Source organism: Streptomyces sp. NPDC037013, assembly GCF_055607265.1.
On record NZ_JBVJRV010000006.1, the window covers coordinates 359,704 to 375,700 of the forward strand.

Annotated in this window: 18 protein-coding genes; 10 read left to right on the plus strand and 8 right to left on the minus strand. The window is 71.5% G+C overall.

All coding sequences use genetic code 11. The annotated features are described in order from the left end of the window. Window positions 1–43: 43 nt before the first annotated feature. Window positions 44–925, minus strand: a complete 882-nt coding sequence (locus ACZ7DY_RS23845; protein WP_471138203.1) for a hypothetical protein — start codon at window positions 923–925, stop codon at window positions 44–46. 167 nt (window positions 926–1,092) lie between these two features. On the opposite strand from ACZ7DY_RS23845, the gene ACZ7DY_RS23850 reads away from it, so the two are divergent. The 4 genes from ACZ7DY_RS23850 (at window position 1,093) to ACZ7DY_RS23865 (ending at window position 4,685) form a co-directional block, all read left to right on the plus strand. After that, window positions 1,093–1,512 carry an SH3 domain-containing protein gene (locus ACZ7DY_RS23850; RefSeq protein ID WP_471138205.1) on the plus strand — a complete coding sequence of 140 codons (420 nt, stop codon included), beginning with the start codon at window positions 1,093–1,095 and terminating at the stop codon, window positions 1,510–1,512. Between the two features lie 75 nt (window positions 1,513–1,587). Then, the gene (locus tag ACZ7DY_RS23855; RefSeq protein ID WP_471138206.1) at window positions 1,588–2,001 is read left to right on the plus strand and encodes a hypothetical protein; all 414 of its coding nucleotides are present in this window, start codon (window positions 1,588–1,590) and stop codon (window positions 1,999–2,001) included. A gap of 264 nt (window positions 2,002–2,265) precedes the next feature. Next, window positions 2,266–2,757 (plus strand): hypothetical protein, encoded by a 492-nt coding sequence (locus tag ACZ7DY_RS23860; protein WP_471138208.1) that lies wholly within the window; start codon window positions 2,266–2,268, stop codon window positions 2,755–2,757. A 26-nt stretch (window positions 2,758–2,783) separates the two neighbouring features. Next, window positions 2,784–4,685, plus strand: coding sequence for a hypothetical protein (locus tag ACZ7DY_RS23865; protein WP_471138209.1), 1,902 nt, complete (start codon window positions 2,784–2,786; stop codon window positions 4,683–4,685). 12 nt (window positions 4,686–4,697) lie between these two features. On the opposite strand, the gene ACZ7DY_RS23870 is transcribed toward ACZ7DY_RS23865, so the two are convergent. Next, window positions 4,698–5,972 carry an SGNH/GDSL hydrolase family protein gene (locus ACZ7DY_RS23870; RefSeq protein ID WP_471138210.1) on the minus strand — a complete coding sequence of 425 codons (1,275 nt, stop codon included), beginning with the start codon at window positions 5,970–5,972 and terminating at the stop codon, window positions 4,698–4,700. Between the two features lie 154 nt (window positions 5,973–6,126). On the opposite strand from ACZ7DY_RS23870, the gene ACZ7DY_RS23875 reads away from it, so the two are divergent. After that, the gene (locus ACZ7DY_RS23875) at window positions 6,127–7,035 is read left to right on the plus strand and encodes a LysR family transcriptional regulator (RefSeq protein ID WP_471138211.1); all 909 of its coding nucleotides are present in this window, start codon (window positions 6,127–6,129) and stop codon (window positions 7,033–7,035) included. A gap of 15 nt (window positions 7,036–7,050) precedes the next feature. On the opposite strand, the gene ACZ7DY_RS23880 is transcribed toward ACZ7DY_RS23875, so the two are convergent. Continuing rightward, the gene (locus ACZ7DY_RS23880) at window positions 7,051–7,500 is read right to left on the minus strand and encodes a DUF7144 family membrane protein (RefSeq protein ID WP_471138213.1); all 450 of its coding nucleotides are present in this window, start codon (window positions 7,498–7,500) and stop codon (window positions 7,051–7,053) included. 132 nt (window positions 7,501–7,632) lie between these two features. Between ACZ7DY_RS23880 and ACZ7DY_RS23885 the strand changes: the two genes are divergently transcribed. Both ACZ7DY_RS23885 and ACZ7DY_RS23890 read left to right on the plus strand, forming a co-directional pair. Continuing rightward, window positions 7,633–8,481, plus strand: a complete 849-nt coding sequence (locus tag ACZ7DY_RS23885; RefSeq protein WP_471138214.1) for a helix-turn-helix domain-containing protein — start codon at window positions 7,633–7,635, stop codon at window positions 8,479–8,481. After that, a complete protein-coding gene (locus tag ACZ7DY_RS23890) occupies window positions 8,441–8,737 on the plus strand; it encodes a DUF397 domain-containing protein (protein ID WP_471138216.1) in 297 nt (98 codons plus the stop codon). The genes ACZ7DY_RS23885 and ACZ7DY_RS23890 overlap by 41 nt, the downstream gene beginning before the upstream one ends. Here the strand turns inward: ACZ7DY_RS23890 and ACZ7DY_RS23895 are convergent. The 3 genes from ACZ7DY_RS23895 to ACZ7DY_RS23905 form a co-directional block, all read right to left on the minus strand. Next, window positions 8,718–9,650, minus strand: coding sequence for an SGNH/GDSL hydrolase family protein (locus tag ACZ7DY_RS23895; protein ID WP_471138218.1), 933 nt, complete (start codon window positions 9,648–9,650; stop codon window positions 8,718–8,720). The genes ACZ7DY_RS23890 and ACZ7DY_RS23895 overlap by 20 nt on opposite strands. Before the next feature lie 88 nt (window positions 9,651–9,738). Further along, on the minus strand, window positions 9,739–10,947 hold the full coding sequence (locus ACZ7DY_RS23900) for an abortive phage infection protein (RefSeq protein WP_471138219.1): 1,209 nt from the start codon (window positions 10,945–10,947) through the stop codon (window positions 9,739–9,741). 176 nt (window positions 10,948–11,123) lie between these two features. Continuing rightward, on the minus strand, window positions 11,124–11,774 hold the full coding sequence (locus tag ACZ7DY_RS23905; protein WP_471138221.1) for a TetR/AcrR family transcriptional regulator: 651 nt from the start codon (window positions 11,772–11,774) through the stop codon (window positions 11,124–11,126). Window positions 11,775–11,895: 121 nt separating this feature from the next. On the opposite strand from ACZ7DY_RS23905, the gene ACZ7DY_RS23910 reads away from it, so the two are divergent. Continuing rightward, complete coding sequence (locus ACZ7DY_RS23910; RefSeq protein WP_471138223.1) at window positions 11,896–12,600, plus strand: hypothetical protein; 705 nt, start codon at window positions 11,896–11,898, stop codon at window positions 12,598–12,600. Window positions 12,601–12,884: 284 nt separating this feature from the next. Here ACZ7DY_RS23910 and ACZ7DY_RS23915 read toward each other — a convergent pair whose 3' ends face one another. Further along, on the minus strand, window positions 12,885–13,442 hold the full coding sequence (locus ACZ7DY_RS23915) for a TetR/AcrR family transcriptional regulator (RefSeq protein WP_471138225.1): 558 nt from the start codon (window positions 13,440–13,442) through the stop codon (window positions 12,885–12,887). Between the two features lie 87 nt (window positions 13,443–13,529). Between ACZ7DY_RS23915 and ACZ7DY_RS23920 the strand changes: the two genes are divergently transcribed. Next, window positions 13,530–14,687 carry an FAD-dependent monooxygenase gene (locus tag ACZ7DY_RS23920; protein ID WP_471138226.1) on the plus strand — a complete coding sequence of 386 codons (1,158 nt, stop codon included), beginning with the start codon at window positions 13,530–13,532 and terminating at the stop codon, window positions 14,685–14,687. 141 nt (window positions 14,688–14,828) lie between these two features. Then, window positions 14,829–15,569 carry a class I SAM-dependent methyltransferase gene (locus tag ACZ7DY_RS23925; protein ID WP_471138228.1) on the plus strand — a complete coding sequence of 247 codons (741 nt, stop codon included), beginning with the start codon at window positions 14,829–14,831 and terminating at the stop codon, window positions 15,567–15,569. Between the two features lie 39 nt (window positions 15,570–15,608). Here the strand turns inward: ACZ7DY_RS23925 and ACZ7DY_RS23930 are convergent, their stop codons facing one another. After that, window positions 15,609–15,974 carry a PH domain-containing protein gene (locus ACZ7DY_RS23930; protein ID WP_471138230.1) on the minus strand — a complete coding sequence of 122 codons (366 nt, stop codon included), beginning with the start codon at window positions 15,972–15,974 and terminating at the stop codon, window positions 15,609–15,611. Between the last annotated feature and the right edge of the window lie 23 nt (window positions 15,975–15,997).

Genomic DNA, 15,997 nt, shown 5'->3' on the forward strand with positions numbered 1-15,997 from the left:
TCCCTCAGAGACGGGCCGGTGCCTCAGACGGTTGCCCCGGCCCCTACCTCCGCCGTCGCGGCAGGCGCAGGTGCGGCCGGCCGGCGAGCCAGGTGCCGAGGGCGACGGCGAGGGCCGCGCCGATGATGATCCAGGCCGTGGTGCGCAGCGTCTGCGTCAGCGCGTCGTAGACCGCGCCGGGCGCCTCCCGTGAGAGGTCGGCGGGCAGGTCGTCCAGGGTGAGGGCGCGGCCGGTGGCGATGGCGGCCAGGAGGGCGGCGGCGCCGAGGGCCATGCCGAGCGTGGTGGCGACGACGGCCCTGCGGCGGCGGGCGGCGAGCAGCACTCCGGCGACGGCGAGGACGGCCGCCGCGACCGCGGGCCAGATGTCGGCCACCTGGAGCGCGTGGAAGCTCCGCCAGAGCCAGCCGAGGTCCTTGGAGCGCAGGACGGTGACCTCGGTGTGTTTCACCGGGATCTTCGACGCGAAGGGCACGCCGTCGTCCTGGAGTTGCTGTTTGATCTGCCGGGTGATGGGGGCCAGGTCGATGGTGACCTCGCCGTTCGTGTCGTCGTTCATGGCGGACTCGACCGCTTCGTGTGCCGCGCGGTTCGCCGCGTTCCAGGCCGTCTTGAAGGCCGCGGTCTCCGTGAACGACCGCACCGCGTCCCGTACGAACGACTTGACCGTGCCCTGCAGCGGGCCGACGTCGATCTCCTTCATCACCGAGTCGGTGACCTCGTCGGCGATGGCCGTGCGCACCGCGGGGTCGGAGGCGAGCGGCGCCATCGTGGCGACGTAGCTGTCCCGGTCCCCGATCTCGTGCTTCGCCCAGGCCGAGAGCGCGCCGACCGGCACCAGGAGGCAGGCGAGGACGAGGAGGACGGCGGAGAGTGCGGCGCGGGCGCGGGCGGTGTGAGGCGGCTGGCGGACGGTTTTCGGCACGGTTCCAAGGCAAGGCCCCGGCGGGGCGCCACGCGAGCGGGACGAGTGCATATGGGGCAACGCCGCCACCGGGGGCCTCGTCACCGCCTCCGGGCGGCCGGAGCCGGTTCCGGTGGAGCGCTCGGCCGAACGGGTGTTTCCTGGATGAGGGGGCGAGGAGGTCGGTCATGCGAATCGCTCTGAGCCTGGGGGCGGTGGCCGCCGCGGCGCTGCTTGCCGCGGGCAGCGCCACCACGGCCACCGCGGTGGCCACACGAGTCCCCGCACACCACCACGACGACGATCCGATCTGGGGCACCGTCGTATCCGGCCCCGATCTGAAGGTCAGGGACGAGCCGAGCACCCACGGCACGATCCTCGCGAAGCTGCCGTACGGCAGTGAGGACCGGGTCAAGTGCGCCGTCCGGGGCACCACCGTGCACGGGGACCCGCACTGGTACTGGCTGGAGGGCGTCCGCGGCTGGGTGAGCGCCGCCTACGTCGACACGGGCGGGCGCCACGTACCGGCCTGTCCGTCCGCCGACCCGTGCCCGCAGTGGCGCGACCGGGACTGCCACCAGGACCCGTGCGACCACCGCGACCGCTGAGCAAACAGTGCTGAGACAACAGTGCTGAAAGAACAGTCTTGAAGTCCCCCTGCGTCCCCTAGGGAAGGACCCGTCATGGCACACGCCGCACCCGTCTACCCCGCCGCACCCGGCTCCCCCTCCCGGCACTCCCGCTCCCGCACCGGCACCGGTGCCCTGTGGGCCGGGCTCCCGCTGCTCCTCGGCGTCGTCTACGGCATCTGGGCCTCCGGCATCCGGCGCGACGGCGGCCCGATCACCACCGGCAACGTCGTGTTCGGCGTCGTCACCGGACTCGTCTTCGCCGCGGTCTTCTTCGCGGTGCACCGGGTGGCGCCCGCGCTCCCCCGCGAACTGCGCGCCCTGTCCTGGATGGCGTTCACGGGGATCGCGTTCGGCTTCCTCTACAGCCTCACCGACGCAAGCGTGTTGCGGTCGGTGGTGATGGCGCTGGTGGTGTCGGCCGCGGTATTCGCGGTGGTGTTCTACCGGTACTACACGACCGAGTGAAAAACCCCGGCGGCCGGAACCGGCCCCCGACTGGAGTTCGACCGCAGTTCGACGACACCGGTCCGGCCCCGACGCACAGCCGCGGGGCCGGACTTTTTCCGTGCGCGGATCGATGCCCTTTTCTTCCGAAACCCCGGCCCGGGGCCAATTCCGGACGTAACGGCGGTTCGCACAAACGTTACGTCCGGCTCACGACCCGTCGACGGACAGAGGACCGCAAAAGGCGGTCCGGATAACCGCATGGCCGACGGGTAATCACCGTTCATGTCATTCAAGAACATCTTCGACGGCGGCGGAAGTGAAGCCAGGTCCGCCGAAGAGTCGGCACGGCAGGTGCACGAGACGATTCCGGGCGCACGGCCCGAACGGGAAGGGGTCGATCCGGAGCTCTACGAGGGAATCGAGGAGCCGGCGCGCGATCCGAAGACCATCCGCGAGACGTCACCCGAGGCGCTCCGCGTCATGGGCAGTTTCCTCGCGCCCATGTTCCGGCGCACCCAGGCGGCCGCGGCCGACCAGCGGGACACCTCGGAGGACCCCGCCTCCACCTCCGGCATGGCGTCCGGGGCCAAGGACGAGGCGTTCAAGAAGGTGAAGGTGGAGATCAGGGAAGAGGACCGGCCGAAGATCAGGGACGAGGACCGCCCGAGGATCAGCGACGAAGAGCTGGTGGAAATGAGAAAGGGCAACTCCGCGGCGACCGCCGAAGCGTCGAAGATCATCAAAAAGCCGGCCGAAGGTGAGAACCCGCAGTGACGTCGAGTGGCCCCACCAAGAACAATGTGAGTACGACGCATCTCGGTGAACGATTCATCCGCCACCCGCTGACCGGCCGGAATCTGCGGGAGCTGCAGATCGCCGAAAAAGCCGCCGCCCTCCTGGAGCGGCACAAGGAGAAATTGAAGAGGAAAGCGGAGAAGAAGACACCGGACGGAAAGGACCGGGAAGTCAGTCCCACCGGATTCTCGCTGAACAAGGTCCGCTTCCGCGATTTCCCCGACGGGGAGGAATCGGCGCACGAGCGCGGCTGGCAGGCCTATATGACCGTGGGCGTGCCGCTCATCGAAGAGCGGGGCGACATCGCGCAGCCCCCGCCGGACGTGATCTCCAAGCAGACGTACGTCAACCGGACCGACCCCACGCCCACCAAGTGGTCGCACAGCGTCGAGTTCTCCATCTCGAACACGATCAGCTGGTCGCTCCAGGGGCAGGTGCAGCTCACCTTCGGCGCGAAGGCGACCGCGTCGCTCCAGCAGCAGCTGCAGCAGAGCATGGCGGCGAACCAGTCCCAGAAGACCACTCTGAAGAACAGCAAGGACAATCAGGGCGTCGACAACGAATCGCAGTCGCAGTCGACGAGTACGGCCACCGCCACGGGGACGGCCACCGGCACCGGGGAGCTGTCGGCGCAGCTGATGCTGGGGATCACCGCTTCCGTCAGCGGCTCGCTGACCACCGCGTTCAAGACGACGTCCACGCTCAGCGGGGAAGTGGGCAGCCGGTTGGACGTGCTGGCCACCCAGCGGCGCCAGGTGCGGAGGTTCGACTACGAATTCCCCGTCTCCTTCGGCGGGTGGGTCGCTCTGTATTACCCCGAGCCGGTGGAGGTCAAGGAGGTCCGGCCGGCCGGCCCCCAGCCCAAGGAACCGAAGTACGCCAAGGTGCTCGCCTGGAAGCTCGGCGAGACCGGTGCGGCCGGGGAGACCTTCGAACTGACCGGTGAGGGCGAGCCGTTCCTGCAGAAGGGCGAGGCCGAGGTCATCTCCACGCTCGCCGGGGTCCACGAGGTCTTCGAGCTGGAGTCCCTCCGGTTCGACCTGGAGAAGCACCCGCTGCACAAGCGGTCCGGCGCGGCCGCGGAGAGCCCGAGGACGGAGCCCGTCGTGCTCGCCGCGGACCTGGGGACGGCCGACGGTCTCGCACTGGATGTGGCCGGGCAGAAGGCGTACGTCACCGAGCGGTACAACGGCGGCAGGCTCTACAAGGTGAACCTCGCCGACGGCCACAGGGACTGGGTCGTGCAGAACCTGGGCCAGCCCAACGACGTGGCGCTGGACCTGCCGGGCAACAAGGCCTATGTCACCGACTACGGCGGCATGCGCCTGATCACGGTGGATCTGACCGACCCCACGGCCGACCCCGTCAAGATCGCCGGGGACATCTACGCCTACGGCGTCGCGCTCGACCTGCCGAACGGGAAGGCCTACGTCACCGATGTCGAGCGGAACCTCCTGGTCGAGTACGGCCTGACCGACGGGTCCGCGCACCGGCAGCGCACCTGGGACGTGCCGAGGGCCGCCGGAGTGGCGCTGTCCGGCGGCCGGGCGTACGTCGGTCAGTACGAGCTGGACGGCCTCTTCGAGATCGACCTGACGGCGGACGGCGGCGGCTCCCGGCAGACCGTCGCCACCCACCTCGGACACACCGTCCGCATGGCGCTGTGCGGCACCGACCCGGCCGTCGCCGACCACGCGTACGTCGCCGACCCGGCCGGCGGCACGCTGCACGAGGTCGTCCTGGCCGCCGGCGAGGCCAAGGGCCGCCAGCGCGTCGTCGCCGACGGCCTCGGCAACGTCTGCGGGATCGGCCTCGACCGCGACCACGGCGTGGCCTACGTCAGCAACCGGCAGGGCAAGCTGCTGCGGATCCCCGCCCCGCGCCCCGCGGCTCCCCCGGCGGCGTGAGCGCCCCGGCGCTCACAGCGCGTCCGCCGCCGCGGCGCGGGCCATGGCGCGGTAGCCGGCGTCGTTCGGGTGCAGGTGGTCGCCGCTGTCGTACGCGGGCGCGATCCGCTCCGGGTCCTTCGGGTCGGCGAGCGCCTTGTCGAGGTCGACGAACGCGTCGTACTCGCCGGAGGTGCGCACCCAGTGGTTGAAGGCGTCGCTGACGGCGGCCGCGTGCTTGCCGTAGTGGTCGGAGCCGCCGAAGGGGAGCAGGGTCGCGCCGACGATCCGTACGCCCTTGGCGTGGGCGGCGCGGATCAACTGCCGGTGGCCGTTGATGAGTTCGCGGGCGGAGACGGTCGGTGCGGGCTTGTAGGTGGGCTTGTCGGTCTCGCTGAAGCCGATGTCGTTGACGCCTTCGAGGACGACGGCCGTGCCGACGCCGGGCTGGCCGAGCGCGTCCCGCGTGAACCGGCCGGTGCCCTTGTCGCCGTACCAGGCCGAGTCGTTGAGGACCATGTTGCCGCCGATGCCGGCGTTGAGGACGGGCCGGGGGCGGCCCGTCTCGGCGAGGCGTTCGGCGAGGGCGTCGGACCAGCGGCGGTCGCGGTCGGCGGTGGAGCCGAAGCCGTCGGTGATGGAGTCGCCGAAGAGGACGACGCCGTCGCGCCGGGGCCGTTCGCTGCCGCCCACGTCCACGCCCGCGAGGTAGTACCAGGACGCCGTCGACTCGTCGAAGGCGCGGCCCGCGGTGTCGGCGGTGTGGTCGCCGTCCGCGCGGTAGCTGGTCGCGAAGGACTGCGCGTGGAAGGTGGCGGGGCCGGTGGTCCCCGCGAGGTGCAGGGTGACGGTCACGGACTCGCCGGCGTCGAGCTTCAGTCCGGCCGCGTCGCTCGCCAGCCGGCCGTGGGCCGGGACGGTGGCGGACGCCTTCCCGCCGAAGGTGAGCCGCCGCACCGACCCCTCCTGGACCGAAGCGCCCTTGCCCGTACGGGCGATGGTGGCGCCCGCGATCCTCAGCGGTGAACTCCCGTACGCGTTGGAGAGCCGGATGCGCGCTCTGTCGCCGCCCTCGCTGACGCGGACGACCTGGCGCAGCGTCTGCCCGTCGAAGCCGGCCTCCGACCAGTTCGGCCCGAAGCCGGCGCTCGGGCGTTGCGGTGCGGCGGCCCAGGAAGCGGTCCACGCTGCCTCCTTCCGGTCTTCGTGGCCGTCGGACGAGGTGGCGGCGCGGGCGGCGGCGAGACCGGCGGTGAGGGCGAGCGCGGTGGCGGTGGCGGTGACGGTGAGGCGGGCACGCGAGAACATCGGTGACTCCTGGGATCGTTGGGGCGTAAGAGCCGGGTGGGCGGCTGCCCTCCCGGTTCCCCAAAGATCCGCCGGTCCACCCCGCCGATCAACGGCGATCCGTGAAACGATCGATGCGCTCACGCTTATCGATGCAGGTCACAGGGGGTATGTGGTGGAACGGCAGGAGCTGGAGACCTTCCTGACCCTGGCGGAGGAACTCCATTTCGGCCGCACCGCCGAGCGGCTCCTCCTCTCCCAGGCGCGGGTCAGCCAGACGCTGAAGAAGCTGGAGCGCAAGATCGGCGCCCCGCTCTTCGAGCGCACCAGCAGAGTGGTCCGCATGTCCCCGCTCGGCCATCAGCTGTACGAGGATCTCGCCCCGCTCCACCAGCGCATGGAGGCCGCCGTCGCGCGCGCCAAGGACACCGCGCGCGGGGTCGGCGGCGAGCTGAACGTCGGCTTCCTCGGCTCCGGCGCGGGCACCCTCACGGCACCGGTCCTGGCGGAGTTCCGCGCGCGCCGGCCGGGCGTCGAGGTGCGGATGCGGGAGACGCAGTTCGGGGACCCGCTGGGCGCGCTGCGCCGCGGCGACATCGACGCGCTCTTCACCTGCCTGCCCGTCGATGAGCCGGATCTCGCCGTCGGCCCGGTCGTCATCAGGGAACCCCGCCTGCTCGCCGTGCCGCTCGGCCACCCGCTCGCCGGCCGGACCTCGGTCTCCCTGGAGGAACTGGCGGGCGAGACGTTCTTCGGCGTCGCCAACGACGCGCCCGCCTACTGGTGGGACTTCCACGTCCCGACCCGCACCCCCGCCGGGCGGGAGATACGGCGGGGCCCGTCCGTCGCGTCCTTCCAGGAGCTGATGACCCTCGTCGCGACGGGCCGGGGCATCTCACCGGTCATCGCGTCCGTCGAGAAGTACTCCGCACGTCCCGACGTCGTCTTCGTCCCCCTGGACGACGTGCCGAGCGCGGAGGTCGCCCTGATCCACCGCGCCTCCAACACCGACGCCCGCACGGCGGCCTTCACCGAAGCGGTACGGGCCGCCGTCGCGGCGAACGGCGGCCCGGCGGCGTACTGACGGGATCTCCGTTCCTCAGGGCCCCGCCATGTCCGAACGGTCGTTGCACAGCGCCCAGATGACGAAGACGCCGATCGCGATCGAGACGACGGCCCACACGGGCGTGTACGGCAGCCACAGGAACTGCGCCACGATCGCGAGCGCCGCCAGGGCGACGCCGCTTCCCTTCGCCCAGGCCGCCCCCTTGAGGATGCCCCAGCCGACGACGGCCACGAGGATGCCCAGCACCAGGTGGATCCAGCCCCACGTGGTGAGGCTGAACTTGTAGACGTAGTCGCCGATCCGCTCGTAGACATCGTCCTTCGCGATGCCCGCGATGCCCTCGAAGATGCCGAGGATGCCGTTCACCAGCATCAGGACACCGGCGAACATGGTGCCGCCGGCCGCCCACGGGCTCTCCGCCTTCGTCCCGTGGTGGTCCGGTTTCGCGTGGCCCGGCGTACCGGGCCCGGTCGTGCTGCTCATGGCCACCCCATTCGTCAGCGGTCAGGGACACCCAGCGTGTGGCGGTGCCCTGCGGGCCGCGAGCGGGCGCGGGCCGAACGGGTTATGTGATTCTGCCCACCTGTGTGGAGTCGGGTCGTTACGCTGAGCTACATGGTCAAAGCGCGGGATCTCGACCCCAGTGCGTCGCCCCTCGACTACTACGGCTCCGAACTGCGCCGCCTGCGCGAGGGGGCGGGCCTCAGCCAGGGGCAGTTGGGGTCGTGCGTTTTCGTCACGGCGTCGCTCATCGGCCAGATCGAGACGACGAAGAGGGTACCGACGAGAGACTTCTCGGAACGGGTGGACGCGGCGCTGGGGACGGACGGGGCGTTCTCGCGGCTGGTCGGTCTGGTGCTGAGGAGCCAGTTGCCGACGTGGTTCCAGGCGTACGCGGAGATGGAGGCGCAGGCGACCTTCATTTCCACGTATCAGTGCCAGTTGGTTTACGGGCTGCTACAGACGGAGGCCTACGCGCGGGCTCTGCTGAGTGTGGATCACCCAGGCGGTGCGGATGAGTTGGTGGCCGCGAGGATGGAGCGCCAACGAATCCTTGATCGCGAACTCCCGCCTGCCCTCTGGGTTGTTCTCAGCGAGGCTGTGCTGCACCAGGAGGTCGGAGGGCGAGAGGTCATGCGCGGCCAATTGGCCCGCTTGCTGGAGTTCCGGGACCACCCCTGGATCCAAATCCAGGTTCTGCCTTACAAGGTCGGCCAGCACACCGGCATGATGGGCTCGTTCAACCTCCTGCGCTTCGACAATGACCCGGACCTCTTCTACGCGGAGAGCTACGACATTGGCCACATGACTGCCAACCCGCAAGTGATCAGGGAACGTTCGGTCGGCTACGCTCGCTTGCAGAGCTGTGCTCTCTCGACGGACGGCTCGGCAGAACTGATCGCTCGTGTGATGGAGGAACGCTATGGGCAGTGCGCAGCACCTGAAGGCCGCACAGTGGCGTAAGTCGTCGCACAGCGGAACGAGTGGCGGCGACTGCATCGAATGCGCACCCCTCAACGGCACGACGTGGCGAAAGTCGACGTACAGCGGCAACACCGGCGGCGAATGCATCGAGTACGCCCAAACCAGCTGCCACCTCACCGGCGCCGGAACCATCGCGGTCCGCGACAGCAAGAACCCCGAAGGCCCCGCCTTCACCGTCACGGCGGCGGCCTTCACCCGGTTCGTGACCGCCACCGCTAACGGAGATCTGCGCTGATCCTCTCGGTGATCGCCGCGGCCATCCGCCTGATGCCCGGTGAACGGACCGGGCACGGCCGGGACTTGGGCGTGGTCGGCGCCAGGCAGAAGTGCAGGTAGTCGTCCCCGCTCCGGTGCAGGGCCGCGCGGCCCGAGCCCCCGCAGTACTCGGGGTGGGCGCGCTCGTACGACGTGCAGGGCAGTGACTCGACCCACGTGTAGCGGGCGGACGCGGGAGCGACCGCCCGCCCCGCGTCGGCGAGGATGCCGCCGGACGCCTTCGCCTGGGCCCGGTAGAGGTCGTTGACGCCGCGTACGCGGTCCGGGGTGATGGGGTCGGGGCCCTGGAGGACCCAGACGACGCGGGGGCGGTCGGCGCCGCCCGCGGCACGGATCTGGGCGGCGAGCCTGCGCGCGTCGGCGGCGTACCGGTCGAAGTACTGGGCGCGCTGCTTGTCGTAGGTGATGCCGTCCATGCACGGGGTGTAGCCCCAGGCGTTGCCCCAGAACTGGAGCACCACGTAGTCGGGGTGTTCGGCGCGGACGAGCGCGGCGGCCTTGTCCTTGTCGGGGACGAGGGAGTCCTCGCCGGTGCCTTCGAGGTAGTCGCAGAGGGTGGTGCCGGAGTAGGGGGCGCTGCGGTAGCGGGCGCCGAGGCGGTCGCGGAGGTGCGCGCCGAGGACCTTCTGGTTCTCCATGGCGAGGGAGTCCCCGAGGTAGAGGACGGTCGGGGCCTTGGCGGGGCGGTGGTCGGCGGCGCGCTGCCGGGTGGTGGCGGACGGGGCGGGAGCGGAGGGGCCGGGGCGCTGCGCGCCGGGGGTGGCGTTGGGGAGGTCGGCCGGTGTCGCGTCCCCCGAGCCGGGGTCCCCGCAGGCGCCCAGCATCAGCAGTCCGGCCAGTACCCCCGCGCTCCACAGATTCCGCTTCCGCATGCGGCAACTCCCGCCCCAGTCAGCCGAAATGGCCCTCAGGCAAGCACACCCGCGCGGCGGGCGGAAGGCATCGGCCCGCCAAGTCCGGTCAGTGCCGGGCGGCCCGCCGGAAGTGGCGGGCCAGCGCGCGGTAGGACTCCTTGGGCTCCCAGTGCCAGCCGGCCGCCGGGTCGTCGGGCCGTTTCCTGATCGTCTTGGTGATGCTGTAGCTCGCCAGGTCCAGGTCGTGGCGGGGGTCGTGGGGGAGGTGCGGGGCGTCGGGGGTGACGAAGGCGTAGACCAGCGCGGCGTACAGGTTCATGGACTCGAAGGCGTCGAAGACGTCGAGGAGGTACGCGGCCTGGGCGCGCTCGCTGCGCTTGAGGCCGCCGGTGATCTCCGGGGGCTCCTTGGTGTAGTCGACGGCGTCGTGCCACCCCATGCCGCCGTCCTTCGGCGCTCCCTCGTACGTGCAGGAGCCGCACTCGGTGACGGCGACCGGCTTGCCCCACCGGCGGTAGGGCGTGAGCTCGCTGACGTAACCGGCCCGATCGCGGTGGTAGCCGTAGTAGTTGACGCTGACGACGTCGAAGAGGGACCAGTCGACGTCGTCGTCCTGGGCGGCGCCGTAGGTGAGGGGGCCGCGGAAGACGGAGCGGCCCGTCCGGGCGGCGCGCGCGATGAAGTCGCGCAGCCGCCGGGCCATCTTCTCCGGGTCGAAGTTGCCCTTGAGGAGGTTCTCGACGCGCTCCAGGGCGTTCTCGCCGGGCACGATCCCGGGCACGAACAGCACGAACTCGGCGCCCACGCTGAGGTGGACGTCCGCGCCCTGGCGCCGCATCCGCTCCGCGTGGCGGCCGGTCTCCGCCAGGTGGTCGAGGATCTCGTGGTGCGGCGCGTCGCCGAGGCGGGGCTGGAGCCAGACGCGCAGGCCGCGTTCGGCGGCCTCGGATGCGGTGGCGGCGAGCCGGTCGGTGCCGGTGCCGAAGACGGAGACGGTGTCCGCGTGCAGGTCGTGGCGGATCGCCCGCAGGTCGCCGCGCATACGGGCGGCACTCCAGGCGGTCGCGGGCGACTCGCCGTCGCCGACCTCGTAACAGACCCCTCGATGGGCGAGCCCCCGCCGGTCCCCTGTTCCGGCGGGGGCTCGCCCGGCCCCGGGCAGCCTGTTGGTGGCGGCCGCGGGGGCGGTAGGGGCCGTGGCGGCCGTGGCGGTCAGGCCGACGGCTCCGGTCGCCGCGGTGAAGCCGACGGCTCCGGCGGCCGCGCCCGCCGCGCCCGCCAGAAACCGTCCCCTGCTGATGCCGTCCTGTCGCATACCGCCGCCTCCCGTCACCGCCGCCGGCCCGTGCGCCGCGCCGCGTGACCGCCAGCATCGCGGGGGGCGGGGCGCGGGCTCATCGGTCTTTGGTCGACGCGGCGGTGCCGGAAGACGGAAACCCCGTACGCGGAAAGCGACTTAGGTAGGCCGTCCGGGCGGGGTGGGGGGCCGGGTCACTCGGGCGGGGGCGGGGGCGGGGCCTCCGTCGCGAGGGCGTGGAAGGCCGTGCAGAGGAGGCGGACGCTGCGGCGGAACTTCTCGTCCTGGTCCAGCCGGGGCATCTTCTCCATGACGAGGGGGAAGCGCGCGCACAGGTCGGCGTAGATCTCGGGGGTGATGTCCGGCGTGCGGGTGTCGGCCTGCTCCTGGAGCACGAACCCCGTGACATGGCTGAGGAGGGTGTCGGCCGCGACGCCGCACTCCCCGGCGGGCACGCCCGCGTCCAGGAGCGTCCCGAGGAGGCGCTCCATCAGGGACAGGGCGCCGGTGCTCAGGGTGCCGGGGCTGTCGGCGAGCAGGAGGGCGCCGCCCGGATGCCGCAGGAGGCTGCGGCGCAGCTCGGCGGTCTGCACCTCGATCCGCTCCTGCCAGGTCGCGCTGGGCGGGAGCGCGTCCAGGGCGGTGCCGGCGGCGTCGTACGCGTGGCGGCAGACGCGGTCGGCCATCAGTGCGAGCAGTTCGTCCTTGCCGCGCACGTGGTAGTAGAGGCTGCCCGCGTGGGTGTCGAGCCGCTCGGCGACCCGGCGCATGGACAGGCCGTGGTACCCGGCCTCGGCGAACGTGGCCATCCCGGCATCGACGATGCGCTCCTTGGTGAGCTTCATGGGCTCACCGTAACAGCTTTTCCAACGGTGTTAGAAAATCCGTGTTAGGCTCGCCCCGAGCGGTTTCGAACACCGTTTGAAAAGTCCGGTAAAGACTGCGGAAGACTCGGGGGACAGGGACATGGGCGGACTGCTCTTCAGCGCGACCACGGCGGCGCTGATGGTGATGATGGTCAACTGCGGGCTCGGCACGGTGGGCCGCGACACCCTGCGGGAGCGCCCCGTCCCGTGGGCCGCCGTCGGCCTGACCGCGCTGGCCGTGGGCGGCGTCGTCCTCCAGCTGTGCTGGTCCGGCGCGATGGAGGCGCTGGACGCCGACCCCGCGGAGAGCGGCTGGTGGCGCGTGTTCACCTCGGTCTTCATGCAGAACGGCGGAGTCTCCGGCGGCCTCTGGAACCTCGCCACGCTCGCCGTCGTGGCGGCCCTCGCCCAGTGGCACTGGGGCGGCAGGCTCACCGTGCTGTTCTTCGTGGCGGGCATCCTCCTGCCGGAACGGATCGACGCCCTGCTCGGCCTCGGCGGCGGCCCCAGCACCGACCCCCGCAACTTCGCCGGAAGCTCCGGCGCGACGTACTTCCTGGGCGCGACCCTGGCCGCGGCCTTCCTCACCCGCACCCGGGTCAGGAAGGAGCAGGCCCTGGCACTCGGGGTCCCGGTCCTCGGCCTCCTGATGTGGCTCACGCAGGAAAACGGCCACGGCTTGGTCGCTGTGTATGGCTTCGCCCTGGGCCTGGCCGCGTGGGCGGTACTGCGCCGCCTGCCGGAACGGGCCGCGGGTCACACGGCGCGGGACGGGGTGGGTGAGGGTAGCGGGGCGGGGCGGTAGCGGGGTGGCGGGCACGGCTGACGGCGGCCCGCTGTGTCGAGCGCCTGCCGTTTCGAGCGGCCCGCTGTGTCGCGCGGGACGGGACCCCGGGCGCCCGGGGTCTAACGCGTGCTGCGCCGGCTGCCGGGGCGGGATGCGGGGCGCACGGCGCCGGACGCGGTGGGTGAGGGCACGGGCGTGGGTCGGTGGCGGAGTGGCGGGCACGGCTGACCGCCGCCCGCTGTGTCGAGCGGGCCGCTGTTTCGAGCGGGGCGAGACCGAGGGTGCCCGGCGGAGGCCGGGGGCTAACGCAGTGCGGCGGTGATCAGGCCTTCGATGGCCTCACGCCGTACTTCGCCGCCGTTCACCAGGCGGTCGAAGACCAGGCCGTCGATGCAGGTCAGCAGGGTGTGCGTGCGGTTCTCGACGTCGGTGACGCCGTGCTCCGCGAGGAACAGCCGGACCGCCTCGCGGCCGGCGTTCTCCCGGGGCACGAGAATCTCGCGAAGCTCTTCGTCGCGCACGCTCTCGACGGCGCAGGCGTGGCGGGCGAGCGAGCGCCGCCGGCCCTCGCCGGTGAGCCGCCGCCGGGTGAGCGCCACCAGACCGTCCACCAGTTCCTCGACGGTACGCAGGGGCGGCAACTCATCGGCCGTCGCGTGCAGTTCGGCCTGGTCGAGCCGGACCAGGTGGGTGACGAGCCCGGTCAGCAGGGCGGCGCGCGTGCGGAAGTAGGCCGAGGTGGTGCCGGGCGGCATCGCTGCCCGGCGGTCGACCGCGCGGTGGGTCAGGCCGCGCATCCCTTCGTCGGCGAGGACATCGAGAGCCGCGTCTGCGAGAAGGGTGCGCCGATCGGAAGCCATGCCCCTTTCTACACCCGTAGAGGATGAGGGCCGAGGCTCGGGATAGAGTCAGTCTTCTACAGGTGTAGAAAAGAAGGGGGCTGTGCCATGGGCAACACGGCAGTGGTGGTCGGAGGCGGAATCGGCGGGCTCGCCGCCGCCATAGGCCTGCACCGCATCGGCTGGGACGTGACGGTCCTCGAGCGTTCGTCCCTGCCCGAGGACGCGGGGGCGGGCATTTCCCTGGCCGCCAACGGCCTGCGCGCCCTGGACGAACTCGGGGTCGGCGGGGCGGTGCGGGCCGCGTCGCGAGGCCAGTACAGCGGCGGCACCCGGACACCCCGGGGCGGCTGGCTGGCCCGGATGGACGGCTCGGCACTGGAGAAGGCGGTGGGCACCCCGATCATGGGCATCCCCCGTTCCACCCTGCACCGACTCCTGCGCGAGGCATTGCCCGCCGGCGCACTGGCGATCGGCTCCGAGGCGACAACGGTCGAGCAGATCGACCCGGAGACGGTGCACGTCGGCTCCGGCGCCACGGCCCTGAAGGCGGACCTGGTCGTCGCGGCCGACGGCATCGGCAGCAGAATCCGCGCCCAACTCTTCCCGGACCACCCCGGCCCGGTCCACAGCGGCTCCACGGTGTTGCGGGCGATCACCGACCACGCGGTCGATCCACGTACCGACTTCGAGCTGACCTGGGGCCGGGGCGCGGAGTTCGGACACATCGCGCTCCTGGACGGCAGGGCCGAGTGGCACGCCGTCCTCAGCCTCCCCGCCGGTACGCGGTTCGCCGACCCGCTGACCGAACTGCGCCGACGGTTCCACACCTGGCACGCCCCGATCCCCGCTCTGCTCGACGCGACCCGGCCCGAGGCCGTCCTGCATCACGACGTGAACGAACTCCGCACGCCCCTCCCCTCATACGTGGCCGGACGGATCGCGCTGCTCGGCGACGCGGCCCACGCGATGACCCCCAACCTGGGGCAGGGCGCCTGCCAGGCCCTGGAGGACGCGGTGACTCTGGCCGCCGCCGTCGAGGCCGGGCCCACCGTCGACGCCGCGCTCACCCGCTACGACGCCGAGCGCCGGCCGCGGAGCCAGGCCGTCGCGGCAGCCGCCCGGCAGGCCGGGAAAATGGGCCAGCAACTGTCCCACCCGCTGGCCGTCACCCTGCGGAACACGGCGATGCGACTGACGCCGTCCCGGGTCACCGTACGGATGCTCCTGCGCCACCACGCGTGGGTCCCGCCGTCACTGACCTGACGCGGCTCCTGCCCGCCGCCTCCTCCGAACGCCACAACGTCACAACGTCACAACGTCACGCTGAAACGATTGGTCAATCGCGTCGCGAATGATCGGTTAATCGTGTTGACCGTCCCCGGCGGGCGGTGCTGGAGTCGGCACGTGGACAGCATCCCCGCCAACCGGCGGCTCTGGAACCGGATCAGCGGCACCTACCAGCACGAGCACGACCCGCGGATCGGCGCCGCGCCCCGGCTGTGGGGCATGTACTCCCTGCCCGACGCCCACCTGTGCGCCCTCGGCGACGTCACCGGCAAGCGCGTCCTCGAACTCGGCTGCGGTGCCGGCCAGTGGTCCAGGGCGCTCGCCGCCGAGGGCGCCGACGTGGTCGGCATCGACCTGTCCGACGCCCAACTCGCCGCGGCGGCACGGGCGATGGGGGAGGCGCGCTACCCGCTGGTGCAGGGCGCCGCCGAACGGCTCCCCTTCGCCGACGGCAGCTTCGACCTGGTCTTCTGCGACTTCGGCGGACTCAGCTGGGCGCCCCCGCACCTGGCCGTACCGCAGGCCGAGCGGGTCCTGGCGCCGGGCGGTCGGCTGGTGTTCAACGTCGCGAGCCCGTGGTTCGAGGCCTGCTACGACGAAGCGGCGGACCGCGTCACGACGACGCTGCAGAAGGACTACTTCGGGCTCGACACCATCGCCGAGGGCGACGGCGCGACCAGCTATCAACTCACGTACGGCGACTGGGTCAGGGTCCTGCGCGGCGCGGGTCTCGTCATCGACGACCTCATCGAGCCGCGGCCCGCCCCCGGAACACCCAACGGCTACAACGAGACCGACCCGCCCGACTGGGCACACCACTGGCCGGCGGAACTCCTATGGGTGACCCACAAACCGTGAGTCCCCCGAGTTCCGCCGGGCCTTGGTGGGCGCGGGTCGTCAGCGGGCGACGAACTGCGTCAGGATCGCCTGCACCTCGTAGATGTCGACGCCCTTGGTGAACGTCTTCTGCATCGGCGCAGGGTTGCCGGAGACCCAGATCTTCAGCTCGGCGTCGAGATCGAAGTGCCCGGCCGTCTCCACGGCGAAGTGCGTGATGCTGCGGTAGGGCACCGAGTGGTACTCGACCTTCTTGCCGGTGATGCCCTGCTTGTCGACCATGATCAGCCGACGGTCGGTGAAGAGCATGGTGTCGCGTATCAGCGTGTACGCGGCGTGCACCTGCTCCCCGTGCCCGAGCAGCCGCGCGTACTCGTTCTGCGCCTTGCCCGGATCGACGGTGTGCGCATTGCCGAACAGTGCCATGTCGGACCCCCCGTTGTGGTGTT